The sequence below is a fragment of the Roseobacter denitrificans OCh 114 genome, assembly GCF_000014045.1.
In the GTDB taxonomy this organism is placed as follows: domain Bacteria; phylum Pseudomonadota; class Alphaproteobacteria; order Rhodobacterales; family Rhodobacteraceae; genus Roseobacter; species Roseobacter denitrificans.
On sequence record NC_008386.1, the window covers coordinates 72323 to 95155 of the forward strand.

24 protein-coding genes are annotated in these 22833 nt (G+C 58.9%); 10 read left to right on the forward strand and 14 right to left on the reverse strand.

All coding sequences use genetic code 11. The features are described 5' to 3' along the window. Positions 1–96: 96 nt before the first annotated feature. The 9 genes from RD1_RS19810 to RD1_RS19855 all read left to right on the forward strand — a co-directional run bounded on the left by RD1_RS19810 (position 97) and on the right by RD1_RS19855 (position 8223). Entirely contained in the window at positions 97–1992 is a 1896-nt protein-coding gene (locus tag RD1_RS19810) for a ParB/RepB/Spo0J family partition protein (RefSeq protein WP_011655427.1), read from the forward strand. A gap of 99 nt (positions 1993–2091) precedes the next feature. Then, positions 2092–2433, forward strand: a complete 342-nt coding sequence (locus RD1_RS19815; protein WP_011655428.1) for a hypothetical protein — start codon at positions 2092–2094, stop codon at positions 2431–2433. Continuing rightward, positions 2433–3269: a hypothetical protein gene (locus RD1_RS19820; RefSeq protein WP_011655429.1), complete on the forward strand. Its 837-nt coding sequence runs from the start codon at positions 2433–2435 to the stop codon at positions 3267–3269. The genes RD1_RS19815 and RD1_RS19820 overlap by 1 nt, the downstream gene beginning before the upstream one ends. After that, a complete protein-coding gene (locus RD1_RS21055; RefSeq protein ID WP_044033578.1) occupies positions 3266–3529 on the forward strand; it encodes a zinc finger domain-containing protein in 264 nt (87 codons plus the stop codon). Before RD1_RS19820 ends, RD1_RS21055 begins: the two co-directional genes overlap by 4 nt. A gap of 82 nt (positions 3530–3611) precedes the next feature. Continuing rightward, positions 3612–4121 (forward strand): hypothetical protein, encoded by a 510-nt coding sequence (locus RD1_RS21220; protein WP_011655432.1) that lies wholly within the window; start codon positions 3612–3614, stop codon positions 4119–4121. Positions 4122–4264: 143 nt separating this feature from the next. Then, positions 4265–4510, forward strand: a complete 246-nt coding sequence (locus RD1_RS19835; RefSeq protein ID WP_011655433.1) for a type II toxin-antitoxin system VapB family antitoxin — start codon at positions 4265–4267, stop codon at positions 4508–4510. Next, a complete protein-coding gene (locus RD1_RS19840; RefSeq protein ID WP_011655434.1) occupies positions 4510–4926 on the forward strand; it encodes a type II toxin-antitoxin system VapC family toxin in 417 nt (138 codons plus the stop codon). The genes RD1_RS19835 and RD1_RS19840 overlap by 1 nt, the downstream gene beginning before the upstream one ends. Before the next feature lie 1004 nt (positions 4927–5930). Then, positions 5931–6251: a DUF736 domain-containing protein gene (locus RD1_RS21200; protein WP_050759153.1), complete on the forward strand. Its 321-nt coding sequence runs from the start codon at positions 5931–5933 to the stop codon at positions 6249–6251. 769 nt (positions 6252–7020) lie between these two features. After that, entirely contained in the window at positions 7021–8223 is a 1203-nt protein-coding gene (locus tag RD1_RS19855) for a multidrug effflux MFS transporter (protein WP_011655439.1), read from the forward strand. A 728-nt stretch (positions 8224–8951) separates the two neighbouring features. Here RD1_RS19855 and RD1_RS19860 read toward each other — a convergent pair. The 13 genes from RD1_RS19860 to RD1_RS19915 all read right to left on the reverse strand — a co-directional run bounded on the left by RD1_RS19860 (position 8952) and on the right by RD1_RS19915 (position 20413). After that, a complete protein-coding gene (locus tag RD1_RS19860) occupies positions 8952–9914 on the reverse strand; it encodes a pirin family protein (RefSeq protein ID WP_011655440.1) in 963 nt (320 codons plus the stop codon). A 78-nt stretch (positions 9915–9992) separates the two neighbouring features. Beyond that, positions 9993–10586 carry a histidine phosphatase family protein gene (locus RD1_RS19865; RefSeq protein ID WP_105880239.1) on the reverse strand — a complete coding sequence of 198 codons (594 nt, stop codon included), beginning with the start codon at positions 10584–10586 and terminating at the stop codon, positions 9993–9995. A gap of 112 nt (positions 10587–10698) precedes the next feature. After that, the gene (locus RD1_RS19870) at positions 10699–12888 is read right to left on the reverse strand and encodes a xanthine dehydrogenase family protein molybdopterin-binding subunit (protein WP_011655442.1); all 2190 of its coding nucleotides are present in this window, start codon (positions 12886–12888) and stop codon (positions 10699–10701) included. A 1-nt stretch (position 12889) separates the two neighbouring features. Beyond that, a complete protein-coding gene (locus tag RD1_RS19875) occupies positions 12890–13342 on the reverse strand; it encodes a (2Fe-2S)-binding protein (RefSeq protein ID WP_011655443.1) in 453 nt (150 codons plus the stop codon). Positions 13343–13426: 84 nt separating this feature from the next. Beyond that, positions 13427–15025 (reverse strand): MFS transporter, encoded by a 1599-nt coding sequence (locus RD1_RS19880; protein ID WP_011655444.1) that lies wholly within the window; start codon positions 15023–15025, stop codon positions 13427–13429. After that, positions 15009–15308, reverse strand: coding sequence for a GNAT family N-acetyltransferase (locus RD1_RS19885; protein ID WP_011655445.1), 300 nt, complete (start codon positions 15306–15308; stop codon positions 15009–15011). The genes RD1_RS19880 and RD1_RS19885 overlap by 17 nt, the downstream gene beginning before the upstream one ends. Before the next feature lie 59 nt (positions 15309–15367). Then, positions 15368–15871, reverse strand: a complete 504-nt coding sequence (gene dps / locus RD1_RS19890; RefSeq protein WP_011655446.1) for a DNA starvation/stationary phase protection protein Dps — start codon at positions 15869–15871, stop codon at positions 15368–15370. A gap of 115 nt (positions 15872–15986) precedes the next feature. Next, complete coding sequence (locus RD1_RS21350; protein ID WP_081432945.1) at positions 15987–16436, reverse strand: amidohydrolase family protein; 450 nt, start codon at positions 16434–16436, stop codon at positions 15987–15989. Next, positions 16399–17703, reverse strand: coding sequence for an amidohydrolase (locus tag RD1_RS19895; RefSeq protein ID WP_011655448.1), 1305 nt, complete (start codon positions 17701–17703; stop codon positions 16399–16401). Before RD1_RS19895 ends, RD1_RS21350 begins: the two co-directional genes overlap by 38 nt. Positions 17704–17769: 66 nt before the next feature. Then, a complete protein-coding gene (locus RD1_RS19900) occupies positions 17770–18477 on the reverse strand; it encodes a hydrolase (protein WP_011655449.1) in 708 nt (235 codons plus the stop codon). A gap of 24 nt (positions 18478–18501) precedes the next feature. Continuing rightward, on the reverse strand, positions 18502–18747 hold the full coding sequence (locus tag RD1_RS19905; protein WP_011655450.1) for a DUF1427 family protein: 246 nt from the start codon (positions 18745–18747) through the stop codon (positions 18502–18504). A gap of 98 nt (positions 18748–18845) precedes the next feature. Continuing rightward, positions 18846–19472: an alpha/beta hydrolase gene (locus RD1_RS19910; RefSeq protein ID WP_011655451.1), complete on the reverse strand. Its 627-nt coding sequence runs from the start codon at positions 19470–19472 to the stop codon at positions 18846–18848. Between the two features lie 11 nt (positions 19473–19483). Beyond that, positions 19484–20413 (reverse strand): VOC family protein, encoded by a 930-nt coding sequence (locus RD1_RS19915; protein WP_044033600.1) that lies wholly within the window; start codon positions 20411–20413, stop codon positions 19484–19486. 110 nt (positions 20414–20523) lie between these two features. Between RD1_RS19915 and RD1_RS19920 the strand changes: the two genes are divergently transcribed. Beyond that, positions 20524–21438 carry a LysR family transcriptional regulator gene (locus RD1_RS19920; protein WP_011655453.1) on the forward strand — a complete coding sequence of 305 codons (915 nt, stop codon included), beginning with the start codon at positions 20524–20526 and terminating at the stop codon, positions 21436–21438. Positions 21439–21517: 79 nt separating this feature from the next. Here the strand turns inward: RD1_RS19920 and RD1_RS20540 are convergent, their stop codons facing one another. Beyond that, a complete protein-coding gene (locus RD1_RS20540) occupies positions 21518–22420 on the reverse strand; it encodes a helix-turn-helix domain-containing protein (RefSeq protein ID WP_011655454.1) in 903 nt (300 codons plus the stop codon). Positions 22421–22833: the final 413 nt, after the last annotated feature.

Here is a 22833-nt window from a genome sequence, read left to right on the forward strand (position 1 = left end):
CAAAACGCAGCCCGCTAAGGGCCTCGCCTCACCCCGCAAGGGGTGGGGCAACCATAACAGAACAACTCATCACCACAAGACAGAGGATATGTCCCCATGACAAAGAAATCACAATCCGAAATGACCCAAGGCACCCTGAAATCACTGGCCCTGTCCAGCCTCAGCCTGTCGCCCCTCAACCCGCGTCAGGAGGTGCCCGACGAAGATGTGGCCTCACTGGCCGAGAGCATCAAGACCGTGGGTCTGATCCAGCCAATTGCGGGATTGGAAACCAAAGACGGTGTGGAAATCGTCGCGGGTGGGCGTCGCTTGCGCGCCCTGCGGCTTGCTGCCGCCGATCTGGGGCAGGATGAAGCCACCTATTTGGTCAATGTGACCGTGACCACGGATGCGGCACAGGCGCAAAGCTGGGCTTCGACCGAGAACGTCAACCGCAAGAACCTGCACCCCGCGCAAGAGGTCCGCGCCTATGCGGATATGATCCAATCGGGATCAGATGAAAGCACCGTGGCCAAAGCCTTTGGTGTGACCGTGCGCCATGTGAAAGGCCGCATGAAGCTAGCGGTATTGCCAACGGTCATTCTGGATGCGCTGCGCGCCGATGAAATCACGCTGGACGTTGCCGCCGCCTATACCGTGGCCGACACTACTGAGCAGGCCGCAGAGGTCTTTGAACGGCTCAACGGCGGGTGGATGGGCGACCAGCTGCACAGCATTCGGTCTGAATTGACCCAAGATGCAGCCGACGGTGATGGCAAGCTGGCGACCTTCGTAGGCCGCGCGGCCTATGAAGCCGCAGGCGGTGCTGTCACCGAGGACCTGTTTGGCGAGGATGTGTATTTCACGGACAGCGAAATCGTTCAACAGTTGGCCGACGCCAAGCTGGCCGAGGCCGCAGAGGCGCTAAAGGGTGAGGGATGGCTGTGGGTTGAAACAGCCTATGAGCAGCCTTCCTATGAGGTGACGCAGAAGATGGGCCGCGCCTATGCCCAGCCTGTTGCGCCGAGCGAAGACCAGCAGGCCCGCTATGACGCACTGGCCGACATCGTGGAGACGGACACGGCGACGGAGGCGGAAATGGCCGAGTTTGACGCTTTGGAAGAAGCGATGGAGCAGAAAGCCTATACCGAGGATCAAAAGAGGCTGGCGGGCGTGTTCCTCTATATCACCTATCACGGTGAGTTGGGCGCGACCTATGGCATGATCCGGCCCGAAAATCGCAAGGAGGCCGAAGACGCCGGTATCTGTGCCAAGAACGCGCATCACACCAGCTACAGCGCGGCAGAGAAGCCAAAGAGCGCCTATAGCGCGGCTCTGACCGCTGATCTGGCGCGGGTGCGTACCTGTGCGGTGCAGACCGCCTTGCTCGACAAGCCCGAACTGGCGCTGGACCTTGTGACCTTCGCCCTCGTGCAGAGCATGTATGACAGCCCCATCGGGATCAGCACCACCCAGCCCCGCAACACGCCCGACGACGACGCGGGCCTGACGGTAGATGCCCGGATTGCCCATGAATATGAAACGCCTATCCGGGCCAAACCAGCGGCAGAGAAGTTTGCAGCCTTTCGCGCACTGCCGAAGAAAGAGCGCAACGCCGCGCTGACCGGTGAGGTTGCCAAGCTGATGCAGGCGACCTTGGCGGATCATGCCCAGAACCCTTTGATTGAAATGGTCGCAACGCTGGCCGGGGCTAATGTGCGGGCAGTCTGGACGCCGAGCGAGGCGTTCCTCAACCGCCTCAAGGCAGATCAGTTGATCGAGGCCATGGCCTTCATTCTGGGCGAGGCCCCGCAGAAATCCTTCACCAGCCTCAAGAAGGGCGAGAAAGCCGCCCGGCTGGCTGCGATCTTTGCGGGCAAGAAAGGCATCCCGCCGCTCTCAGCCGAGCAGAAGCGCCGCGCCGAGGCGTGGGTGCCCGACGGCATGGCGACAGCGCCCGCCGTAACGCCGAAAACCGCCAAGCCCGCCAAAGCCAAGAAGGCAGCGGCCTGAACAGAACCGTTTGGGGGCGCGGGTGCGCGTCCCCTTCTCTTACAGACGCTGCACAGCCCGCAAAGCTGTTGCCAGTCCACTCAGAGGGAGACCACATTAATGGCATTCGAGAACAACACAAATCTGGGCCGTGTCGATACGATCCTCAAGACATTGCGCCTCATCGAAAAATCAGCCGCTTCAAACCGCGCGACCGATGCGCAGATCAGGGCGGTGCTGGCCCCGTTGCTGGAAGCACTGGCCCGGTACAGGGCCGCTAATGATGCGCCCGAAAACACCAGCCCGGTTGCGACACTCGAAGATACCCTGACAGCCGGTCAGCGCGCGGCGCTGCACCTGGCGGACAGGGCCTCTACCCGTGATTTGATCGCAGCGCTTTTGGGCCGTTTGGAGGCGCAGCAAGCGCGGATCGACACGACTGACAACGGGAGGGCATCATAATGTGGCCCGGTGTCAGTGAACCGGTGGAGGGCGCGCATCTGCGCGTCCTCTCTCTCGGAGCCGGGGTGCAAAGCACGACGCTTGCCCTCATGGCCGCCCATGGTGAGATTGGCCCCATGCCGGATGCGGCTATCTTTGCAGATGCAGGCTGGGAGCCTGCCGGGGTCATGGAGCATCTGAACTGGCTCAAGGGCGCGAACGTCCTGCCCTATCCGATCCATCATGTGCAGGCCATCGACCTACGGGCCGCGATCACCGCCCGCGCGGCGGGCGATGAGGGGCGGTTTGTCTCCATCCCCTACTTTCTGGCCAATGGCGGCATGGGGCGGCGGCAATGCACCAATGAGGCCAAGATCGTGCCGGTGCGCCGTGAAATCCGGCGGCTCTTGGGGCTGAAGCCCCGCCAGCACGCCACGGGGTTCAAGGTGGAGCAATGGATTGGGTTCAGCACCGACGAGATGCAGCGCATGGCAGTCTCGCGGGACAAGTGGATCACCAACCGCTTTCCCCTCATCGAGCGGCGCATGTCGCGGGGCGACTGCCATGCGTGGCTGGACCGGCATGGCTACCCCTGCCCGCCCAAGTCCGCCTGCATCGGCTGTCCCTACCGCAGCGATGAACGCTGGAAGCAGATGCGCGACCATGATCCTGTGTCCTTTGCAGAAGCCGTGGCCCTGGACCACGGGTTGCGCGCGGGCGGCACCAATGGGGCGATGCAGCATCAGGAGTTCATGCACCGGTCCTGCGTGCCGCTGGCCGAGGTGGACTTTGACGCGCGCACCGGCGGCGCGCAGGCGTCCTTTCTGGATCAATGCGGCGGGGTCTGTGGCACATGATAGATTTTACAGCATACCGCCATCCGGTGCTGGCCGTTGCCTGCCCCGAGTGCGGCAAGCGGGCGGGCGCGTGGTGCATCCGTCCCAGCGGCCACACCGCGATGGACCTGCACAGGAGCCGCAAAGCAGAGGCTGACCGCGTGTTCATCGACCAGCACGGCCCGGACGCCAGCATCGAGCGCGTGCAGGACAGTTGGGCCATTGATCCGCAAGGCCGCGCGCATATCCGCCCGCAACCCGAACAGCTTGCGCTTTTTTGAGGCCGCACCCAATCTCAGGTAGTATCGCGGCGAGATGCCGTGCCACTATCGCACAGCAATCCCTTTCGAGGAGTGACCCATCATGACCGTTCCCAGCCCGATCCGCGCCGTGTGGAAGACCGCCGAACTGATGATCGCGTTCCACAAGAACAAGAAGAAAGAGCGCCGGGATGAACCCTACTTGTGGCGACCGAAAGACGCGATCGCGCGCTTGCTCAGCAAGCCCGAAGATCAGGAGGCGTTCATTGTCCTCAAGGGGCATGAGGATGCGGCGGACGTGCAGATCAAGCTGCATCCCGACAAGATGATCATCCGGCGCGATCACGTTCTGGGATGGTCGGGGATCGTGATCGACGACCACAGCGTCAAGGTTCTGGTGGACGACGATTGGATCAGGATCGACCACGACGGGGCCGTGAAGATCGAGCGGGATGCCGAGACGACCTATCTGGAAGGCGATGGCTCGATCATTCGCACGTCACCGGACGCGGAGATCATGATCTCAAGCGATGGGCAAAGCATGTCACGCCGTACCGGCGAGCAGCTGGACGCCTTCACGCCAGAGGGCTTTATCTCGCGCAAGCGCTCCTGAAGGCCCGCATACTCATTTGAACTCCTTGTGGTGAGGATCAACTTGGCCCCCTTTCGCGAGGGGGCCTTTTTTAATGAATATACGAAAATGCCTTGTATGTATATGCAATATGGAATATACGATAGAACAACAGGAGATATACAATGGCCCTCTATATTCGAGATGAAACCGTCGATGATCTGGCAAAACAGGTCATGAAAGCCACCGGAGCCATCAATAAAACCGAGGCAGTCCGCGCCGCCCTGAAAGCCCAGCTTGTGGCGGAGACGCAGAAAAAGCCGCTGTTGGAGCGGATCAACGAGGTGCGGGCGATGGCTGACACCATTGGCGCACCTGATCCTGACTTCGACATGAAGACCTACACGGACGAGATGTGGGGCGATGGCTGATGTTCATCGACGCATCTGCCATCGTGGCAATCATCAATGAAGAACCCGGCTCTGATGAAATCGTGCGCCGGATCGAGGATCACAAGGGACAGAGGTTCGTCTCCCCCTTGGTGCGCTTCGAGGTCGTCGCCGCTGTTGCGCGGTCAAGGTCCGGTGCGACGCGACCAACATCCGAGCAGTGCGAGACCGCAGAGAAGACCGTGGATGCGTTCTGTGCCAGCATCGGGGCCAAGGATATCACGATCACACCGTCCGTTGGCGCGAAGGCGCTGATGGCGGCCCGTACATATGGCAAAATGGTGGGCCATGAAGCAGATTTGAACTTTGGCGATTGTTTTGCCTACGCCTGCGCCCGCGCCTACAACGCTCGACTGGTCTACAAGGGCAATGATTTCCTGAAAACGGATATGGCCTGAAGCCGCGCAAAAACCTGTTCTCACGCCGGACGAACCGAGCCATTATCAATACACTGCTCCTTAACATCTACCTCTGGGGCCATGCGGGCCACACCCTTCCCCGGTGGGCGCGGCGCGCCGTGGGCGGGACGGAACTGCACCGTGCGCGGTTTCTGGGCTTTCACGGGTTTTTTGAGCAGGACGGTATCAGATACGGGCTGGCCCATCCTTATCCCTTCGCTGACCGGGCCTAAGCGGCTGATGGGGTGGGTTGATCCGTCGACGGGCGCGCAAGGCCCCCCACCGACGGACCCGGCGCTGTTCGCGCCGAACCGCCTTGCGGCGTGATCGTTTCAACCCAAGCCTGCTTTGACGTGAATCCGCGCCGCTTGGAGCGTGTTCAGCTCATCGAGCCTCAGCCTGTGAGGCACGCCGTAGAGCCAAACGCCGCGTGGTCGTTCCGCCATGTCCTTCCTTGCCGAAGGCGACCTGCACCATGTCTCGGCCGTCGCAGCATGACGGGATCGCGAATAGCCCGCCGGGATCACTGCGGACAGGCGTGTTTGCAGCGTCATGGCCGTTTATGACCTAAGTTTCCGGCACCCACCCACCCTTGCTGGTCTGCCCTGCCGATAAGCGCACGGATGCTGGGATCGGCGCGCTCAAGGCGATGATCCGTCTGGCGCGCACGTCTTCTTTCTTGCGGGTTGAGTGTCAGCCTGTCTACGCTGCCAAAGCGCTCAGGCGATCCTTGATAAATGCGATCTGTCGTCAGAGTGATTTTGCCAATCACCACCGGCTACCCCTTTCGTTTCTCTTTTGATGGGGATGAAGGGAACTGATTAAGAATGTCCCTTCAGCTCGTCTGCGAAGATCTGCGCCTGCGGCTGCGATCCCGAGATCCTGTTGAGCTTCAGCAAGCACAAAAACGGCTTTCACCCTGCGGGCGAACCTTCCGTTTTTCCGCCTGCATCCTTCCTCCGTCCCCTTCCTGCTTATCCCCATCGAAACAAAGGAGATACCCAATGGCAATCGACGGACAAATCACCCGCACTGACGACGACGCATTCACCGGCTGGATCGCATCGCTGACCTTCGACGTAGACATCGTCCTGACCCAGAACCCCTACAAGAAAGAGGACAAGCACCCCGACTTCGAGATCACCACCAAGACCCCGCGCAACCGCGAAATCCGCATCGGATCGGCCTGGGAGCAAACCAGCAAGGCCGGGAACGACTACCTCTCCCTCTCGGTCATGGTGAACGGCCAGCAGGTGCGCGTGAACGCCCTGCGCGGCAAGGATGATCCCGAGGGCACCTACCGCCTGGTCCCGCTGGCTGGCTAGGCCAGCCAAGGGGCGGCACACGCCGCCCCCGCACCCGGCACCGGACATCGGGCAGACAGACCCGGGCCGCCGAAAGGCCACCTCCGCCGCCTCATCCCACCCAGGCGGCGGCTTTTTACCCATCGGGACAATGCCTGCGCGGACGCGCTTACGCGTGTGCCTTTCGAATTAAGTTCGGGCATCAACACGGAACAGAGAATTTCTTGTGTGACGTTGGGCAATGGCCCCTGCCCCGCCCTTCGGGCGTGTCACCGCGCCCTAGTTACAGCCGGCAGACCGGCTTGCACCAGAACACCCCGCCCCGACGCGCACTGTCCCAATGGTCAGGAACCCGTCTCTCTGAGCCGCCTTCCTTTCCTTGGATCATGTGCGCCCTGGGCCGTGGCGATCTGCCCTTCGGGTGACGGTCGCATGGGGCAACGGATCGTTGATCCTGAGTGTTAAGCACCCCATAATAATTCCTCTACGGCAGCGTAGTTTTTCCTTTTGAGCCGCCCAATACGATAGCAGCCGTTGGATCAAGGTGCAGCTAATGTCTCCAAGGAGCCCAAAAAAACCGATGCTGCATGTTTCACGAACGGCAGCTATTCAGATTGCCAAGGGAGAACTGTCTGACTACGCTCCTAATCAGAGGAGAAAACCATGACCGTTAAATTCGTCGTCGTAGTGAGCAAGAGGCGCATGGTCCGATAAGGGTTTTCCATATCCGTTTCCATGCGCCCCCGAAATCTTCGGGGGCTTTTTTGTTTCTAGAGCTGAGAACTTCAAAATGTATCGCCCAAAAACACCACCGCATTTGATCACACTGATCCTCCTGACTGGGTTCTCGCCCATGTCTCTCAATATGTTTTTGCCTTCACTGGCGAACATCGCCGTCGATCTCGAAACCGACTATGGGACGGTGAGCTGGGCGGTCTCTGGTTATCTTGCGATCACTGCCATCATCCAACTGATCATTGGCCCACTGTCCGACCGAATTGGCAGACGGCCAGTCCTTTTGGGAGCGTTGCTGGTCTTCGCATTTGCGTCAGTGGGCTGCGCTCTTGCTCAAAGCGTTGAGGTGTTTTTGTTTTCCCGGATACTTCAAGGCGGGATAATCGGCGGATACGCCCTGTCTCTCGCAATCGTCCGGGACACGAGATCAGAACGCGAGGCTGTGAGCTTGATCGGTTACATCGGAATGACCATGGCAATCGCCCCGCTGGTTGGACCGATGTTAGGAGGTGTGCTGGATACATTTCTGGGATGGCGATCCATCTTTGCGTTCTATGCCGTCTCTGGTTTTGGTCTGTTTGCTTTGTGCTGGCTGGACCTTGGAGAGACCAAAACGCGTAGCAACAGTGACACCGGCATGCCGGTGCCGGGCACCACGACGCTTATGCGCGAACCGCTATTCTGGGCTTACGCGCTGTGCGGCACTTTCTCTGTTGGGGCGTTCTACATTTTTCTGACAGGCGCACCTCTTGTCGCTCAATCAGTCTTTGACATTACAACAGCGGAGCTGGGTTTCTACATCGGAACAATAACGGTCGGGTTCATGTTGGGCGGCTTCATCGCCGGGCGTTTTGGCAAAGGCTTTGAGCCGACAACCATGATGATTGCGGGCCGGATCATAGCCTGTATCGGGCTTGTTGGAGGTCTGATCGTCTTGGCTTATGGCATCACATCGCCACAAATCTTCTTTGCGAGCACGATTTTCGTGGGCCTTGGAAATGGCATCACAATGCCCGGCAGCAATGCTGGCGCGATGTCAGTGCGACCTGACCTTGCGGGCAGTGCGGCTGGTCTGAGTGGCGCGTTGATCGTTGCTGGAGGTGCCACTTTGACTGCGGCGACAGGGACTGCCGTGACCGAAACCAATGGCGCGCAAACGCTGCTTACATTGATGCTAGTGGCATCCGGTTTGGGCTTGGGTTTCGCCATCTGGGCGTCGTGGCTCAGGCAAAGGGCAGCGCAATGTCCGAATGAGTAAAGCGGTCGTTCGCGCGGTCGCAGCGAATTCACTCTTCGTCCCGCGTTGTGTAAGTCGATGTGTGACGGTGGGAAGGGCTGCTATGGTGCGCTTACCGGCCAAAACTCATAGGTTTATGCGACCGGCGAAATCGACCGTTTTTGGGCATGGTGGCTCTTGCAAGAGGGTTTGTGTCTGACAGCAGCCATCGGTGATCTGTGCGGCGAATGACTGGAGTGAGCCCATCCTGTGAATTTGGATTTCTCGCTGCGAGCGCGCGCAGCACAAAAATCGCTGCAGTCGCTCGATAGAATGCGCTGCGAGGCGGCAAGGATAGCCGCCGTTCGTTCGTGGCGCGCGAATCTCTGGAGGGAAGTTCACTGATCGTGTTTTGAAGCTGCAGTTCAAAACAAATCCATCAATACCTGCTTTCGATTTTACAAGAATAAGGAGATTGCTGCCAGTTGTCCTTGTGCTTTAATCTTTCGACGCCCTTGTTGGGAGGAGCCTGTAGCAGCTGAATGTATGATCGGCGTGCCCACCGACACTAATGTGCGTCAAGAGCGGCTGTTATTAATAACCTGCATGTTCTCAGCCTTCTATTTTAGGAGAGAGACCCTACTGGCAGTACGCCATGGACTGAGGCCGACATACGGTCCGATGGCAGGATCTTCAGACTCAATGGTGTCCGATTTCGGTTGCGGGATGTAGCAACAACGGCAGAGTTGCTCGACATCAGGTACAGTTCATCACTCCGCTTTAGGCATCGTTTCCTCTAGTTTTTTGGAGATTGGAATGAATTCAGCGTCATCGCCAGGCGGTAGCCGAAACGGGCCATTTTCCCAGTCAGCCGTTTTCCAGGCTTCTTTTGCTTCTTCAATGCGGTCACGTGATGATGAGACGAAGTTCCACCAGATGAATCGGCTTTCATTCATGGTTTCACCACCAAGCGCCATCAGGCGCGCGCCTTGTTCGCCGGCCCGGACGCTGATGCGATCCCCGGGGCGAAACACCATCATCCGCCCGGCCTCAAAAACCTCGCCTGCGATTTCAACCGACCCTTGAGTAATGTACAGGCCTCGATCTTCATGATTGTCTGGCAATGGGAAATGCGCACCGGGCTGAAGGACGACGTCGAGATAGAATGTTTCCAACTGCATGGTGACAGGGCTGGTTTCGCCGTAGGCTGTTCCAAGAATGAGCTTGGCGTGAAGGCCAGTATCATTGATTTCGGGCAAGGCTTCCTTTTTGTGATGCTCGAAATCTGGTGCCATATCTTCGTCTTTTTCAGGCAGAGCGATCCATGTTTGGATCCCGAACAACTTATGGCGTGACGCGCGGGTTTCTGGGCTCGTGCGCTCGGAATGGGTAACACCCCGACCGGCAGTCATCCAGTTTACCTCGCCCGGATAGATCATCTGATGGGTCCCAACGCTATCTCGGTGTTCAAATTCACCTTCGTAAAGATATGTGACGGTGCCCAAGCCAATATGAGGGTGCGGGCGTACGTCGATCCCGCCATCCGTGATGAATTCCGCCGGTCCCATTTGGTCAAAGAAAATGAACGGTCCGACCATTTGGCGTTTCGGGCTTGGCAGGGCCCGCCGTACTTCAAAGCCTCCAAGATCACGGGCACGTGGAATAATCAGGGTTTCAAGCGAATCGAGGCTTGAATTGGGACAATCAGGTTTTTGGGTGGGATTCCAACTCATGAGGGGCGCTCCTTTTTTTATTGTGAGTTCTTTAGCGTCTAATTCGATTAGTAAACATCTACGGACATAATGGCGGACCTACACCGCAAGCGCACCCCACTCATCGGGCATGAGGGTTTGCCCAACATCGAACGCGCCTTGTCCATCTGGATTTAGGATGACAGCCTCGCCTTCTGCCAGACGGGCCCCAGCAACCCTTTCGATGTTTGACCGGTGCGCAACCACCACGCGGTTCGTGCCATCCGTTGGGCGATCTGCGAGCAGGCTGCGCAGAAAGGCTGCTCTTTCATCGCGACCCGCTTCATCCGAGAGGAGGCCAATCAACGCCATGCGTTCTTCGACGCGGCCAAAGGCTATTTCAGCCATGTCGCGGCACCGCGCGAAGGGAGACGCCAGCACCTCGCCAACCGGAATTTGGAGGTCTCGAAACGCCGCACCGATGATTTCGGATTGCCGGATGCCTTCTTCCGACAAGAGGCGTTGGCGTGCGCGAGGCCACTCAACCCGGTCAACACCGGACCATGTGGTTGCGGCATGGCGAAAGTAGATTACATGACCGCCCGCACGAAGGCGACCCAAGACCTCTGCGCGCGCAGCTTTGGGCACACCGAAGAGCAAAGCACTCAATGAACCGGCCAATGCCGAGCGGCGTGAGATTTTCAGTTGGGTCATGGTATCTGCCTTTCTGTAGGGTGTGGCACGGTGATTTCGGCTGTTCATCGCAATGACCCACCGATCGTTGACACCTGCTCATGTTATTCAGGAAGCAGGCCTGCGGATTGCATCAGGTTTGTATCGCAGCGTTAACCCTTTCCCGGGTAAACGGCATATGCCTGAGCCTGCGCCCCTTCGCGGCATAGAACGCATTCGCAATTGCTGCCGAGACCATTGGCGTACCGACCTCGCCCACGCCAACGGGCGGTGCATCGACCTCTGCCATGTAGATATCAATGGGAGGCACGCGGTCCGCGCGTGTGATCTCGTAGTCCCAGAAGTTGTTCTGGACCACTTCGCCATTTTCGATGTCGATCTTTTCAGTGAGGGCCATAGAGAGGCCAAAGATAATGCCACCCTCGATCTGGTTGTGTGCATTGTCGGGCGAGACGATGCGCCCGGCATCGACTGCTGCCCAGACGTGCTTCACCCTGATGTCGCCCGACGACTCATCGACCTCTATCTCTGCCACGCCAGCGGCCATTGATGAACTGTAGCCCGCAAAGGACAACCCGAGCGCGCGGGTGCCACGGTTCCGCCAATCTGACATCTCGGCCACCTTCTCCAAAAGGTGCCGCCCGCGCGGGTTTTCGGCAACAAGATCCAACCGGAAATCCAGCGGATCGCGGCCAGCCGCCTCAGACAGCTCGTCCATGAACGCCTCGGCGGCAAAGCTTGTGTAGGCCGCGCCGATGCCGCGGTAAGGTGCCAGTCGGGCGTCGCGTTCGGTAATGATGTGATCCGCGCGAAAATCGGGAATGGTGTAGAACTTGCTTTCCGCGCCCCGCATCGAGATCACATCGTTCGGCTTGACCGCCTCCCAGCGACCGGGGTTGAAAAACCCGATAACGCTCGGCGTGGCGACCTTGTGATGCCACCCGCTGAGACGCCCGTCAGCCGTGAGGCCCGCTTCAAGATGCTGTGCTGCGGCGGGCCGGAACGTGCCATTCTTGACGTCATCTTCGCGTGTCCAGGTCACTTTGACCGGGCGACCAACGGCCTTGGAACAAAGCAGCGCATCGCGCACGTATTCCTGAACAAAGGCCGTCCGTCTGCCAAAGCTGCCGCCCATTGTCATCATGTTCAGTCTGACACGGTCTTGGGTGGTTCCAAGCGTTTGCATCACCGTTTGCGTGGTCCAGGATTGGGTTTGCGTGCCAGCCCAAACCTCAGCCCCCAGCCCATCGGCATCGACTGAGGCAACAGCCGCCATTGGTTCGATCTGAGCATGATAGGCATAATCCGACAAATAGAGGTGACTGATCTGCCGTTCCGCATTTGCAATCGCAGAAGGTGCATCGCCACGCTCTGCCCAGATCGCAGGCTCTGACTGGGCATCCTGTGCGGCGGCTGCATAGGCTTCAAGGGTTGCTTCACTATTGAAGCCGCGGGCTGGCGATGTTGTCGACCACTCCACCTGCAAAAGACTGCGTGCCCCCAATGCGGCCCACAGGCTTTCGGCGACAACGGCGACGCCGTCCGGCAAGGTCACAATATCGAACACACCATTGACTGCGCGGGCGTCCGTATCATCCAGTGTGAGAGGTGTTTCGCCTTCGACAGGGGCGCGCAGCACGGTCGCATGGGCCATGTTGTCCAGTTCCACATCTATCGCGTATTGGGCATTGCCGGTGCTTTTGGCAGGCACATCGCGGCGCGGGATGTCCTGGCCGATGATGCGGAAATCCTGAGGGTCCTTGAGGGCAAGGCTATCCGCGCTTGGAATATCCACGCCTGTCGTCCCGGCGGCAGCGAGATTACCATAGCTGAGTTGCGTTCCATCCTCGGCGACAACAGCGCTTGGCTCTGTGTGCAGGCTCTCCTTGGGCACGCCCAATTCGCGTGCTGCGATTTGCAACAGGACGTCACGCGCCTGTGCACCTGCCCGGCGCATCGGATCGTAGTAGCTCTGAACACCGGTACTGCCCGCTGTGTAAAGCACGCCGCCGAACAACGGGTTTCCAAAGGTGCGATCATCCGCATTCAATTGCTCGATCACCACATCGTCCCAGTTTGCGTCAAGCTCTTCGGCAAGGATCTGTGGCAAAGTGCTATAGCTGCTTTGCCCCATCTCGGTGGAGGGGAACACGATTTTGATGACACCGTCGGAGGCAATGCTCAGCCATGGGTTCACGGCCAGCCCGGTATTTGCCTGAGCCAGCGCGCTGACAGCCGACACCCCGCCCGCGCCGACCGCGAAGAAAAGACCGGCACCTCCTTTGAGGACACTACGGCGCGATAGATTTGATGTCGTGGTCATCTCACACCTCCTGAGCGGCTTGTTCGACCGCCTTGAAGATGCGGTTATAAGTGCCGCAGCGGCACAGGTTCGGCGCCATGTATTCGGCGATCTCGGCGCGGGAAGGATCGGGGTTCTCAGACAAAAGGGCTGCTGCGCGCATGATCTGACCGGACTGGCAGTAGCCGCATTGCGGTACCTGTTGGTCAATCCATGCCTTTTGCAGCGGGTGGCTGGCATCCTCGGACAAGCCTTCGATGGTAGTGACCTCGTATCCTGCCACATCCCCGACAGACAACTGACATGAAAATTCGGGCTCTCCGTCCACATGCACGGTACAGGCTCCGCACATCGCGGCCCCGCACCCATATTTGGTCCCTTTCAGGCCGAGCTCATCACGAATGACAAGCAACAACAACTCGTCCTCTGGATTATCCACCTCGACCGAGCGGCCGTTCAGCGTGAAGTTTATCATCTTCGAATTCCTCCTTTGGCATTGGTTGCGGTTATTTTTGGTTCAACTTTTAGATGTGGATCGCTGGACCCCTAAAACGCCTCGTCAAGGCGATATGTAGTGCCGGACAACGGGCCCAGTTTCGCGCGTATCAAAGGCGCGGAGACGATCCTGCACATCTGCATCGTCACGCGTGACACGCTGGTGCTGTTCAAGATGTTCCGACCAACTGGGCAGCAGGAAGCTCTCGATCCATAGCCCGGGCGTTTCGACACTTTCATGAACAAACCACTGCGTCGCCCCGTCGCGCAGCCGCTCTTTTGAGAACGCGTGAAGGGCTGCGAGGAAATCGGCTTTGCGGTCGGCATTGACCTGGTACTCCACCATCACCATGGCGCGTTGATCTGGGTACTGGCCGTCACTCAGGACAGGGGCGGAGGGCCAAAGAGCTGATGGTGTTAGATCAGCGTTCTCTGCTTGCCCCACTTTGAAGCCACGCGTGACCAGAATACCGAGTGCCAAACCGGCCGCTGCAATCATTAAGGCGACAGGGATAGATGTCGCAGTCGCGACTTGGCCCCAAATGATCGAACCCGCGGCCATTGAGCCAAAGAACACCATCAGAAACACCGCGAGACCCCTTGCGCGCACCCAGTTGGGCAGCGCCATCTGCGCAGACACGTTGAAGGAGGTCAGGACCGTGATCCATGAGAACCCACCAAGAAACGCGGCTGCCATCAACGCGACAGGCGTTGCGGAAAGCGCCATAATCAAAAGGGCTGCGATAGTTCCAAGCGTGCCCGCCCGCACGGCCATATCAGAGTCCAACCGCTTTTGAAGGCGCGGCAAGAGCAGCGCACCGGTCACAGCACCACCGCCGATCAGGGCCACAAGGGTGCCGTAAAGCTGTGATCCGCCACCTTCGGCCTGTCGCGCGATCAGAGGCAAAAGCGACCAGTAGGCAGACGCAAAGATGAAGAACGCTCCCGCACGGATAGCGGTCGCTTTCAGAGCTTCATTGTTTCGGACATGGCGCAGACCAGTGGCCATGTCCCCGAGGATCGGTCCATGATATTTTGTCCCCGTTGTAGGTTCCGGCTTCCACAGCAAGAGCGCCACGATGATGACGAGATGACTGACTGCGTTCAGCGCAAAGGGTGCGGCAAGGCCGACGCTCGCAATCAGGATGCCTGCCAGTGCGGGGCCGATGGCACGGCTGATATTGATGCCCATCGAGTTGAGCGCGATCGCGGGCTTCAGTTTTTCCCGTGGGACCAACTGCGGCACGATGGCCTGCCAAGCCGGGGCCATGAATGCAGCGCCCGTTCCGATGGCCAGCGTGAACAGGATCAGCAGCAGCGGGGTCATCATCTCAAGCCACACGAGAACCGTGAGTGTTGAGATAACAATCGTCAGCAAAATATTGATCGTGATCAGCATGCGCCGCTTGTCCAGCCGGTCGGCTAGAGCGCCTGCAAAAAGTGCAAACAGAAAGACCGGCAGTGTCGTAGCCGCCTGCACCAGCGTGACAACAGAAGGGCTGGAGTTGAGCGTTGTCATGAGCCAGCCAGCGCCCACATCGTGCATCCAGGTGCCGACATTCGAGATCAGAGTCGCCGTCCACAAAAGCGCAAACGCCATGTGGCCGAAGGACGAAAACGCCCCCGGAGAAGGTGCCTCTACTGTGCTACCACTGGATGACATCTGCGACCTCCTCCCGGTGCTTTTGCGCATAGGCGCGCACGAACGGACACAGCGGCACGATCCGTTGGCCGGCGGCGCGCGCATCAGCGAGCAATCGGTCCACCAATGCACCTGCAACGCCCATGCCGCGCATACTGTCCGGCACGCCCGTATGATCCGCGATGATCAGACTGTCCGACACCTTTGAAATCGTCAGCTCACCTTCACCCTCCACACCAGCAATCGTGGCGCCGTAGCGGGCTTTGCTATCGGTATCTGTGCGGGTAATCTCAATATCAGACATGTAATTTCCTTAAGGTTGATTTGGCTGTCAGATGACTAGGGTGCATGAACAGTTCGGTGTCACGACGCCGCTTTGAGCCCGCTGGCGTCGTTGGACAGATGTGCCTCAAGGAACCACACCGTTTTATCCAGATACCGGGATGCGGAGGTGAAGATATCTGCCGTGTCCGCGTCACCGGCCTCATCCGCGAGGTCGATACTCTCGCGCACATGGTTGCCCAAGGTGGCGAAGCGATCAGCGAGCGCCTCCAGATGGTCGTCACCGGACACCACGTCCGTTCCATAGGGGTCCAGACGGCTTGATTGGCCAACGGCAATCGCACGGCCATCAGGCACCCCGCCAAGCGTTGCGATACGCTCGGCCATGGTGTCGATTTCTTCATCGAGCGGTTCCACAAGGCTATCAAAGAACTCATGGAGCTGCTGAAAGCGTGGATCCCTGATGGTCCAATGCGCCTGTTTCACGGCAAGGCGCAGATCAATGGCGTCGGCCAGCGTTCTTTGCAACAGATCTATCGCGGTCTTGCGCGTGTTGTCAGCGAGTTTGAGGCGTGTGTGTCTCATCGAAAACTCCTTGCCCGAACGGTAAATAGCGCTTGATCGCGGGCGGTTTGGTGTTGAAACGGAAAGGCGATAACGGCGTTCGCAACCGCCTTTCCGCGTTAGGCTATTCAGCCGCCTATGACACGAGGCTCGGCTTTGGTGCACCTGGCGCGCCAAACATCGGGACAGGCGACCAATCGGGCAGGCCGGGCAAGTCTGCCGGGGCATGGCTTGCGAAGGGCCCTTTGGCGTGCACAACCTTGCCGCCTGTGAAGGTCAGATCCGCCTCAAGGTTGATGATCTCATCCTCTGGCACCGCAAAGTAGTCGCGGTCGAGCACGGCGAGGTCTGCGAATTGCCCCGCTTTGATCTGACCTTTCTTGCCCTGTTCGCGGCTGAACCACGCGCCCGCTGACGTCCAGTGACGCAAGGCCTCTTCGCGGCTCAGACGGTTGGCGGCCTGCCAGATGACATCGCCCCCGCGCCCCTTGCCGGACACGGCCCAGTGGATCGCGAGCCAAGGGTTATAGGACGACACGCGCGTCGCATCAGTGCCCGCCGCCAGCGGCACGCCAGAGGCCATCATCTTTTTTGACGGGCATGACGTCGTTCAGCGCCGCCTCGCCGTAGCGGTCGCGGTAGGCGGTGGTCTGGAATGCGATCCGGTTTTGATAGCTGATGCCACCGCCCAGACGCGCGACCCATTCCATCGTGGCCTCAGACACGGTCTCGCCGTGGTCAAAGATCCAGTTCAACTCCTCCAGGCCCTTGTCGCGGCCGACCTCTTCGACGACCTTCAGCAAACGGTGCGCGCTTTCCTCATAGGTGCAATGGAAACGGATCGGCCAGCGGTTCTCGAATAGGTACTCCAGTACAGGGCGCAGATCGCCCTCCATCCGTTTGGGCAGGTCGGGGCGGGGGTAGCTGAAGTCCTCAAAATCATAGGCCGAGGCCACAAGCATTTCACCTGCGCCGACGCATTTGAGGTAGTCATCACCCTCATCCGGTTTCACGATGTCGTTCCAGCGTTTGAAGTCGTCCAACTCAAGCGTGGGGCGTTGCGCGAACAGCTGATAGCCGATGCGCACGCTTTGCTCGCCGCGTTTGTTCAACTCGGTCAGGACGCCGTAATCGTCCGGGTAGTTCAGGAACCCGCCCGCACAATCCAGCGCCGAGGTCAGGCCAAGGCCGTTGAGCGCGCGGAAGTAGTGCTTGGTCGAGGTGACCTGCTGCTCAAAGTCCAGCTTGGGCGCCATATCGAGCAGCGCATAGAGCGGCTGCGCGTTGGGGCGCGCCATGGCCAGCCCTGTGGGGTTGCCCTGATCGTCACGCTCCAACCGGCCCGAAACAAACGGCTCATAGTAGTGCTTGTCGATGCCAAGCGCGCGCAGAGCGGCCTTGTTCAGCCACGCGCGGTCATAGAGGTGCAGCACGTACACGGGCACCTCGGGTGCGACGGCGTTGATCTCATCAATGGTGGGCAGGCGCTTCTCGGCAAACTGGTCCGCAGACCAGCCGCCCACAACGCGGATCCACTGACCCGCGGGCGTCCGCTCGGCCTGCGCCTTGAGCATCCGCAATCCATCGGCGAGCGAGGGCACGTGGTCCCAACGCAGTTCCATGGCGAAGTTGTTGCCTTGGCGGATGATATGCGTGTGGCTGTCAATCAGGCCGGGGATCACGCGCTGACCGCCCAGGTCGATGACATCGGTGTCGGCGGATTTTAGGCGCAGGATGTCCGCGTCCGACCCGACCTCCAGGATAAGCCCGTCTTGCATGGCGACGGCGCTCGCCTCGGGGTGGTCCGGGTCCATCGTCATGATCTTGCCGTTGAAAAGAATGGTATCGGCCATGGCAGCCTCCGTCTTGCAATAGGGAAGGGGGGCCGCGCCCCTGTGTCGGGGGGCGCGGCGTTGGGTCTATTCGGCAGCCAGAGGCTTGTCTGCGGGCACAGGGGCCAGCGTTTCGCCCGAGTGCTTGCTGCGCGAAGGTGCCTTATGGACCATGGTGTAGGCGTAATCGACGCCCATGCCGTAGCCGCCCGAGTGTTCGCGCACGATTTCCATGACCGCGTCATAGGTATCGCGGCGCGCCCAGTCGCGTTGCCATTCCAGCAGCACCTGCTGCCAGGTCACCGGGACGGCACCGGCCTGCACCATGCGGTCCATTGCGTTCTGGTGCGCCTCTTTCGTGGTGCCACCGGACGCGTCGGACACCATGTAGATCTCGTAGTCGGTGTCATTCAGAACACTCAACGCGAATGTGGTGTTGCACACCTCGGTCCAAAGGCCGGATACAATGATCTTTTTGCGGCCCTCGGCGGCACCTTTGGCCAGCGCATCGCGGACCTTCTGGTCGTCCCAAGAGTTCATCGAGGATCGCTCCAGCAGTGGGGCCTCCGGGAAGACATCAAGCAATTCGGGGTAGGTGTTGCCCGAGAAAGCTTCCGTTTCCACGGTAGTGATGTGGGTCGGAATGCCAAAGGCTTTTGCAGATTTTGCCAACGCTACTGTGTTGTTCTTCAGCGTCTGACCGTCGATGGAATTCACGGCGAACGCCATCTGCGGCTGGTGATCGATAAAAATCACCTGGCTGTTTTCAGGGGTGAGAAGTTCGGTTTTGGACATAGTTTTGGTCTCCGAGAGTTGGGGTTAGGATTTGGGGTTCTCGTCTTCGTCATGGCGGGTGGCCACGGAGAAGGATTTGAGGTGCAGGGCGTCGGCCACAGCACTGGAATGGCCGCGCAACCATTGGACTGTCGCCTCGCCCGCGAGCATGCCTAAAAGGCCGAGCAACGCGATGATAGGAGGGGCAGGTGATCGCACGGTCAAAAGACCGTAGATCACACCTACTCCGAGTCCGACCACGAGTGAGATTGCATAGGGTTGCCAAGACACGTTCAATTCCTCCTGCGACACTTTGTCAAATTAGTGTTTACCACTCTGATATCGCAGCCGATTCCACATTCAGCCTCGATCTTTTCACTTTCCAATTGTCAGGCGTTGAGCGGTACCGATGTGTGTTCAAAAAACGGACGCAACGCGTCGATCTCTTCTGCACGCAGCTCGTGACCGCCCGCGTGAACCACGGTGCTCACGGTCGCGCCTTGTGCTTCCACCCACTTGATGAGACGCTCTGTCAGAGGCCACGGCCCAATGGGGTCATTCCGGCCAGCGGTCACAAGCACCTGCTTGCCTGCCAGACCTTGCGCAGGATCCGGCGACCACGGGATCAACGGGTGCAGCAGGGCGATCCGGTCGAACAGGTCGGGGCGCGCCATCATCGTTGATGCCAAGATATTGGCACCGTTCGAATACCCAAACCCAAAGACAGGGCGACCCGGATGCTTGGCTTTCCACGCCTCGACAAAACCCGCCATCTTATCCGTCGCCCGCGTTAAATCATTCATGTCATACACGCCTTCGCCAGTGCGCCGGAAAAACCGGGCCGCGCCCATTTCCGACACATCCCCACGCGGCGAGACAACGCCTGCGCCAGGCAGCAATTCTTGCGCCAGTCCAAAGAACTGCTGCTCATCCCCGCCGGTGCCATGGAAGGCAAACACCAGCGGCGCATCGCCTTCCGGCACTTTTGTCAAAGCGGTATAGGTATCTGTCGACATTACAGGTCTCCTTACGAAAGTTCAGGCAGCCGCGGCTCTATCTTGTCGCGGTAGGGTTTGTAGCGATCCGGCAGCATCAGCGCCTGACCGAGGTTTGCGGTGTCTTCGTCGCGATCAAAGCCGGGTTCATTGGTGGCAATTTCGAACAGCACACCGCCGGGGGTCTGGAAATAAATCGCCCAGAAGTAGTCCCGGTCGATCACAGGCGTGACCTGATAGCCAGTGTCGAGCAGGGCCTTGCGGACCTCCAATTGCGCGGCGCGGTCTTCGACGGCGAAGGCGATGTGGTGCACAGACCCGCCCCCCTGACGCGCAGCATTGGCGCCCGGGATTTCCTCCAGATCGATGGTGTCGGCAGCATTGCCGCCCTCAATCCGGTAGCGGGTTACGTTGCCGTCCGTCTCGTCCTTTTGGTAGCCCATGAAGCCCAGCAATTCGCCGGTGGCCGCCGCGTCCCGCAGACGGAAGCGCGCGCCGTTAAACCCGAGGATCCCCGCATCTACCGGAACATCCGTCCCGGTCCAAGCCGTCCGCCCCGCAGGACCGGTTTCCACCAAGGCAAAGCCGTCACCGTCGGGGCCATCGAATGACAGACGGTTCTCGCCAAGGAACGTATCCTCGGCCAAACCGGTCACTTTTTGCGCCGAGAGGCGGTCTTTCCAATACCCCAGTGTTCCGTGTGGGACGGCGAATTCGGTCACGCCCACCTCACCCGCACCGCGCGTGCCATTCGGCATGCGGCCAAATGGGAAATAGGTCATGACACTGCCGGGCGTGCCAACTTCGTCTCCGTAGTAAAGGTGGTACACCTCAGGGGCATCGAAGTTGACGGTTTTCTTGACGCGGCGCATGCCCAGTGTCTGGGTGAAGAAGGCATTGTTTTGCTGCGCATCCGTCGCCATCGATGTGACGTGGTGCAGGCCTTTGATATGCTTTTCCATCTTGAACCTCATGTGAGCGGCGTTGTGTTGAGGCAGAAGATGGGGCGAGAAAGACAGAAGATAATAGCAACAATATTGCATTTACTGTTATCATGAATGTAATAGTCTTTATGCAGGACCTAAAACCACTCCGCGTTTTCCTCGAAGTTGCCGCTCAGGAAAGCTTCGTGCGCGCCGCAAAGGCGCTCAACATGACGCCTGCAACCGTGACCCGCATCGTGGCCAAGCTTGAGGAGGAGTTGGATCGACAGCTTCTTTTGCGCACCACGCGGCATGTCTCGCTAACCTCCTATGGAGCCCTGGTTGCGGCGCGCTATCGCCCCGTTGTGGAAGCCTTCGATCAGGTGGGCGAGGAACTCACGCAGGACACACAGCCGTTTCGCGGCCGGTTGTCGATCAACGTGCCGATGTCGTTTGGCCTGCGGCTGATGCCCGGACTGATCCAGAGCTTTCGGCTTGCCTATCCGAATATCGACCTTGTTGTGCGAATGACCGATCGGCTGGTCGATGTGATGGCTGAAGAGTGTGACCTCGCGGTGCGGATATCAAACCCACCCGAGGATAAATCCACCATCTGGCGCAAGGTCTGCGAAATCCCTCGCAAGGTCGTGGCCTCCAAGGCGTTTCTTGATCGGACCACGCGCCCAGAACACCCTGACCAACTGGACCGCAATTTCTGCTTGTCGTACGGGCATGATGTTGAACCGGAAAGCTGGCCTTTGCATAAGGCCGGGATGAAAAATACGTTTACGGCCGGAACAGCTCTCGTCAGCAATAACGGAGATGTCCTTCTCACTATGATTCAGCGGGATGCCGGGATCGTGCTGCTGCCGGAATTCATCGCGGCAGATGCGCTGAAATCCGAAACTATTGAAGAAGTTTTGCCAGGATGGGCAGTGTCATCGCTGTGGTTGTCGCTCTACTATCCGCCCTATACAACGCTACCGCCACTTGTTGAGGCCTTCACCGATTTCTTCGAGGCTTACCTCGCAGACATTGATGGGTTCAATTTCGAAGAGACGTAGCGAACCGTTGCACCTGGGTCGAAATCGAGCGTCCAGTGCTACGCTCACTTGAAGATGGCCCGCACGACGTAAGTGCAAACTAGTTACGCGACTCGGCCCGCCATTTGCCGGGGGTCGTGCCGAGGACGCGGCGGAAGGTGTCGGTCATGTGGCTTTGGGAGGCGAAACCGGTGGCGTAGGCGATCTCGGCTAGGGGCATGTCACCGAGGCGCAGCAGATCGCAGGCGCGCTCAACGCGCTTGGTTGTCACGTAGGCGTGGGGTGTCTCACCGGTGGTGGCCTTGAAGGCGTCGGCGAAGGTCCAGCGGGGCATATCCAGAACCGATGCGAGGGTTTCCACCGTGATGCGCTCCGCTAACTGCTCCTCGACAAAACACTCGATTCGGGTCATTGCGGCCTGATCCAACGCAAAAACTCTCTGTGGCTGATGTTGCTGGCCAGCTTTGTCCAAAAGCCTGCCAATGAGAACCTGTGTTAAGCCGTCGAATACAAGGTCAGAAGCACCTCCGGTTCTGGCGCTCTCTGTCCACATTTGCATGAGTATGCGACGCAGTTGCTCATCTCGAAAGAGCATCCTCCCGGTCAGTGTATCAAGGCGCGACAGTGGGCCCTTTCGGTGTGTGTCAAGAAGGTCGGCAAGCGGGCCAGCAGGAATTGCCGCCATGAGAATTTCATGATCTCCGCGGCATCGAAAACGGGCCTCTGTATTGGGCGGAACAAGGTCGAAGTCACCCGATCGCATCTGCTGCTCTTTCGCCCAACTATCCCCAATATCCCACTGAAATGGCATGTCAGACCGTAGCGATAGGCAAAGCACAACTTCCGGTACGGCTGGATCAACAAGCTCATGCGCTTGCTGCTCCGCACGAAACATCCTGACTGGCATGGAGCCGCCCGAGCGGTGCTCTTGCTGAAAGGCGGAGTACGGAGAAGTTGGGTCCGCATAGAAATTCGCTATCGAGGGTACGCATTGGTTGCTCATGCCCGTACCTCCGCACGCCATTTGCCCGGAGTCGTGCTGAGGACGCTGCGAAACGTATCTGTCATATGGCTTTGAGAAGCGCAGTCCTTCGCAAAAGCGATTTCGCCTAGAGGCACGTCTAACGCCCAGGCTAGCATCAGCGTAACCTCTGGAACAGGTAGATAGGTGTTTTCACTCACCTCCTGTTGTGAGCGCATAAGATTTATGGGCGTCAACCCGCCAACACGGTGCTCCTGTAGGAAGGCCATGTACGGCGAAGCTGGGGCGGCATAGAAACCGGCCGTTGAAGGAGCGTTTTGAATGCTCACTTTGCTTTTCTCCTTTCCGCGCTCGGCTCACCATTTTGAAGCGTTGGTTATTTTTGATGCATATTTTTCCTTATATCAGATTTTCAATCTAGTACGTTGCTTCGC

Coding starts and splice junctions, on each gene's coding strand:
- RD1_RS19810 (WP_011655427.1), top strand. CDS start 97: ATGACAAAGAAATCACAATCCGAAATGACCCAAGGCACCCTGAAATCA.
- RD1_RS19815 (WP_011655428.1), top strand. CDS start 2,092: ATGGCATTCGAGAACAACACAAATCTGGGCCGTGTCGATACGATCCTC.
- RD1_RS19820 (WP_011655429.1), top strand. CDS start 2,433: ATGTGGCCCGGTGTCAGTGAACCGGTGGAGGGCGCGCATCTGCGCGTC.
- RD1_RS21055 (WP_044033578.1), top strand. CDS start 3,266: ATGATAGATTTTACAGCATACCGCCATCCGGTGCTGGCCGTTGCCTGC.
- RD1_RS21220 (WP_011655432.1), top strand. CDS start 3,612: ATGACCGTTCCCAGCCCGATCCGCGCCGTGTGGAAGACCGCCGAACTG.
- RD1_RS19835 (WP_011655433.1), top strand. CDS start 4,265: ATGGCCCTCTATATTCGAGATGAAACCGTCGATGATCTGGCAAAACAG.
- RD1_RS19840 (WP_011655434.1), top strand. CDS start 4,510: ATGTTCATCGACGCATCTGCCATCGTGGCAATCATCAATGAAGAACCC.
- RD1_RS21200 (WP_050759153.1), top strand. CDS start 5,931: ATGGCAATCGACGGACAAATCACCCGCACTGACGACGACGCATTCACC.
- RD1_RS19855 (WP_011655439.1), top strand. CDS start 7,021: ATGTATCGCCCAAAAACACCACCGCATTTGATCACACTGATCCTCCTG.
- RD1_RS19860 (WP_011655440.1), bottom strand. CDS start 9,914: ATGAGTTGGAATCCCACCCAAAAACCTGATTGTCCCAATTCAAGCCTC.
- RD1_RS19865 (WP_105880239.1), bottom strand. CDS start 10,586: ATGACCCAACTGAAAATCTCACGCCGCTCGGCATTGGCCGGTTCATTG.
- RD1_RS19870 (WP_011655442.1), bottom strand. CDS start 12,888: ATGACCACGACATCAAATCTATCGCGCCGTAGTGTCCTCAAAGGAGGT.
- RD1_RS19875 (WP_011655443.1), bottom strand. CDS start 13,342: ATGATAAACTTCACGCTGAACGGCCGCTCGGTCGAGGTGGATAATCCA.
- RD1_RS19880 (WP_011655444.1), bottom strand. CDS start 15,025: ATGTCATCCAGTGGTAGCACAGTAGAGGCACCTTCTCCGGGGGCGTTT.
- RD1_RS19885 (WP_011655445.1), bottom strand. CDS start 15,308: ATGTCTGATATTGAGATTACCCGCACAGATACCGATAGCAAAGCCCGC.
- dps (WP_011655446.1), bottom strand. CDS start 15,871: ATGAGACACACACGCCTCAAACTCGCTGACAACACGCGCAAGACCGCG.
- RD1_RS21350 (WP_081432945.1), bottom strand. CDS start 16,436: ATGATGGCCTCTGGCGTGCCGCTGGCGGCGGGCACTGATGCGACGCGC.
- RD1_RS19895 (WP_011655448.1), bottom strand. CDS start 17,703: ATGGCCGATACCATTCTTTTCAACGGCAAGATCATGACGATGGACCCG.
- RD1_RS19900 (WP_011655449.1), bottom strand. CDS start 18,477: ATGTCCAAAACCGAACTTCTCACCCCTGAAAACAGCCAGGTGATTTTT.
- RD1_RS19910 (WP_011655451.1), bottom strand. CDS start 19,472: ATGTCGACAGATACCTATACCGCTTTGACAAAAGTGCCGGAAGGCGAT.
- RD1_RS19915 (WP_044033600.1), bottom strand. CDS start 20,413: ATGGAAAAGCATATCAAAGGCCTGCACCACGTCACATCGATGGCGACG.
- RD1_RS19920 (WP_011655453.1), top strand. CDS start 20,524: ATGCAGGACCTAAAACCACTCCGCGTTTTCCTCGAAGTTGCCGCTCAG.
- RD1_RS20540 (WP_011655454.1), bottom strand. CDS start 22,420: ATGAGCAACCAATGCGTACCCTCGATAGCGAATTTCTATGCGGACCCA.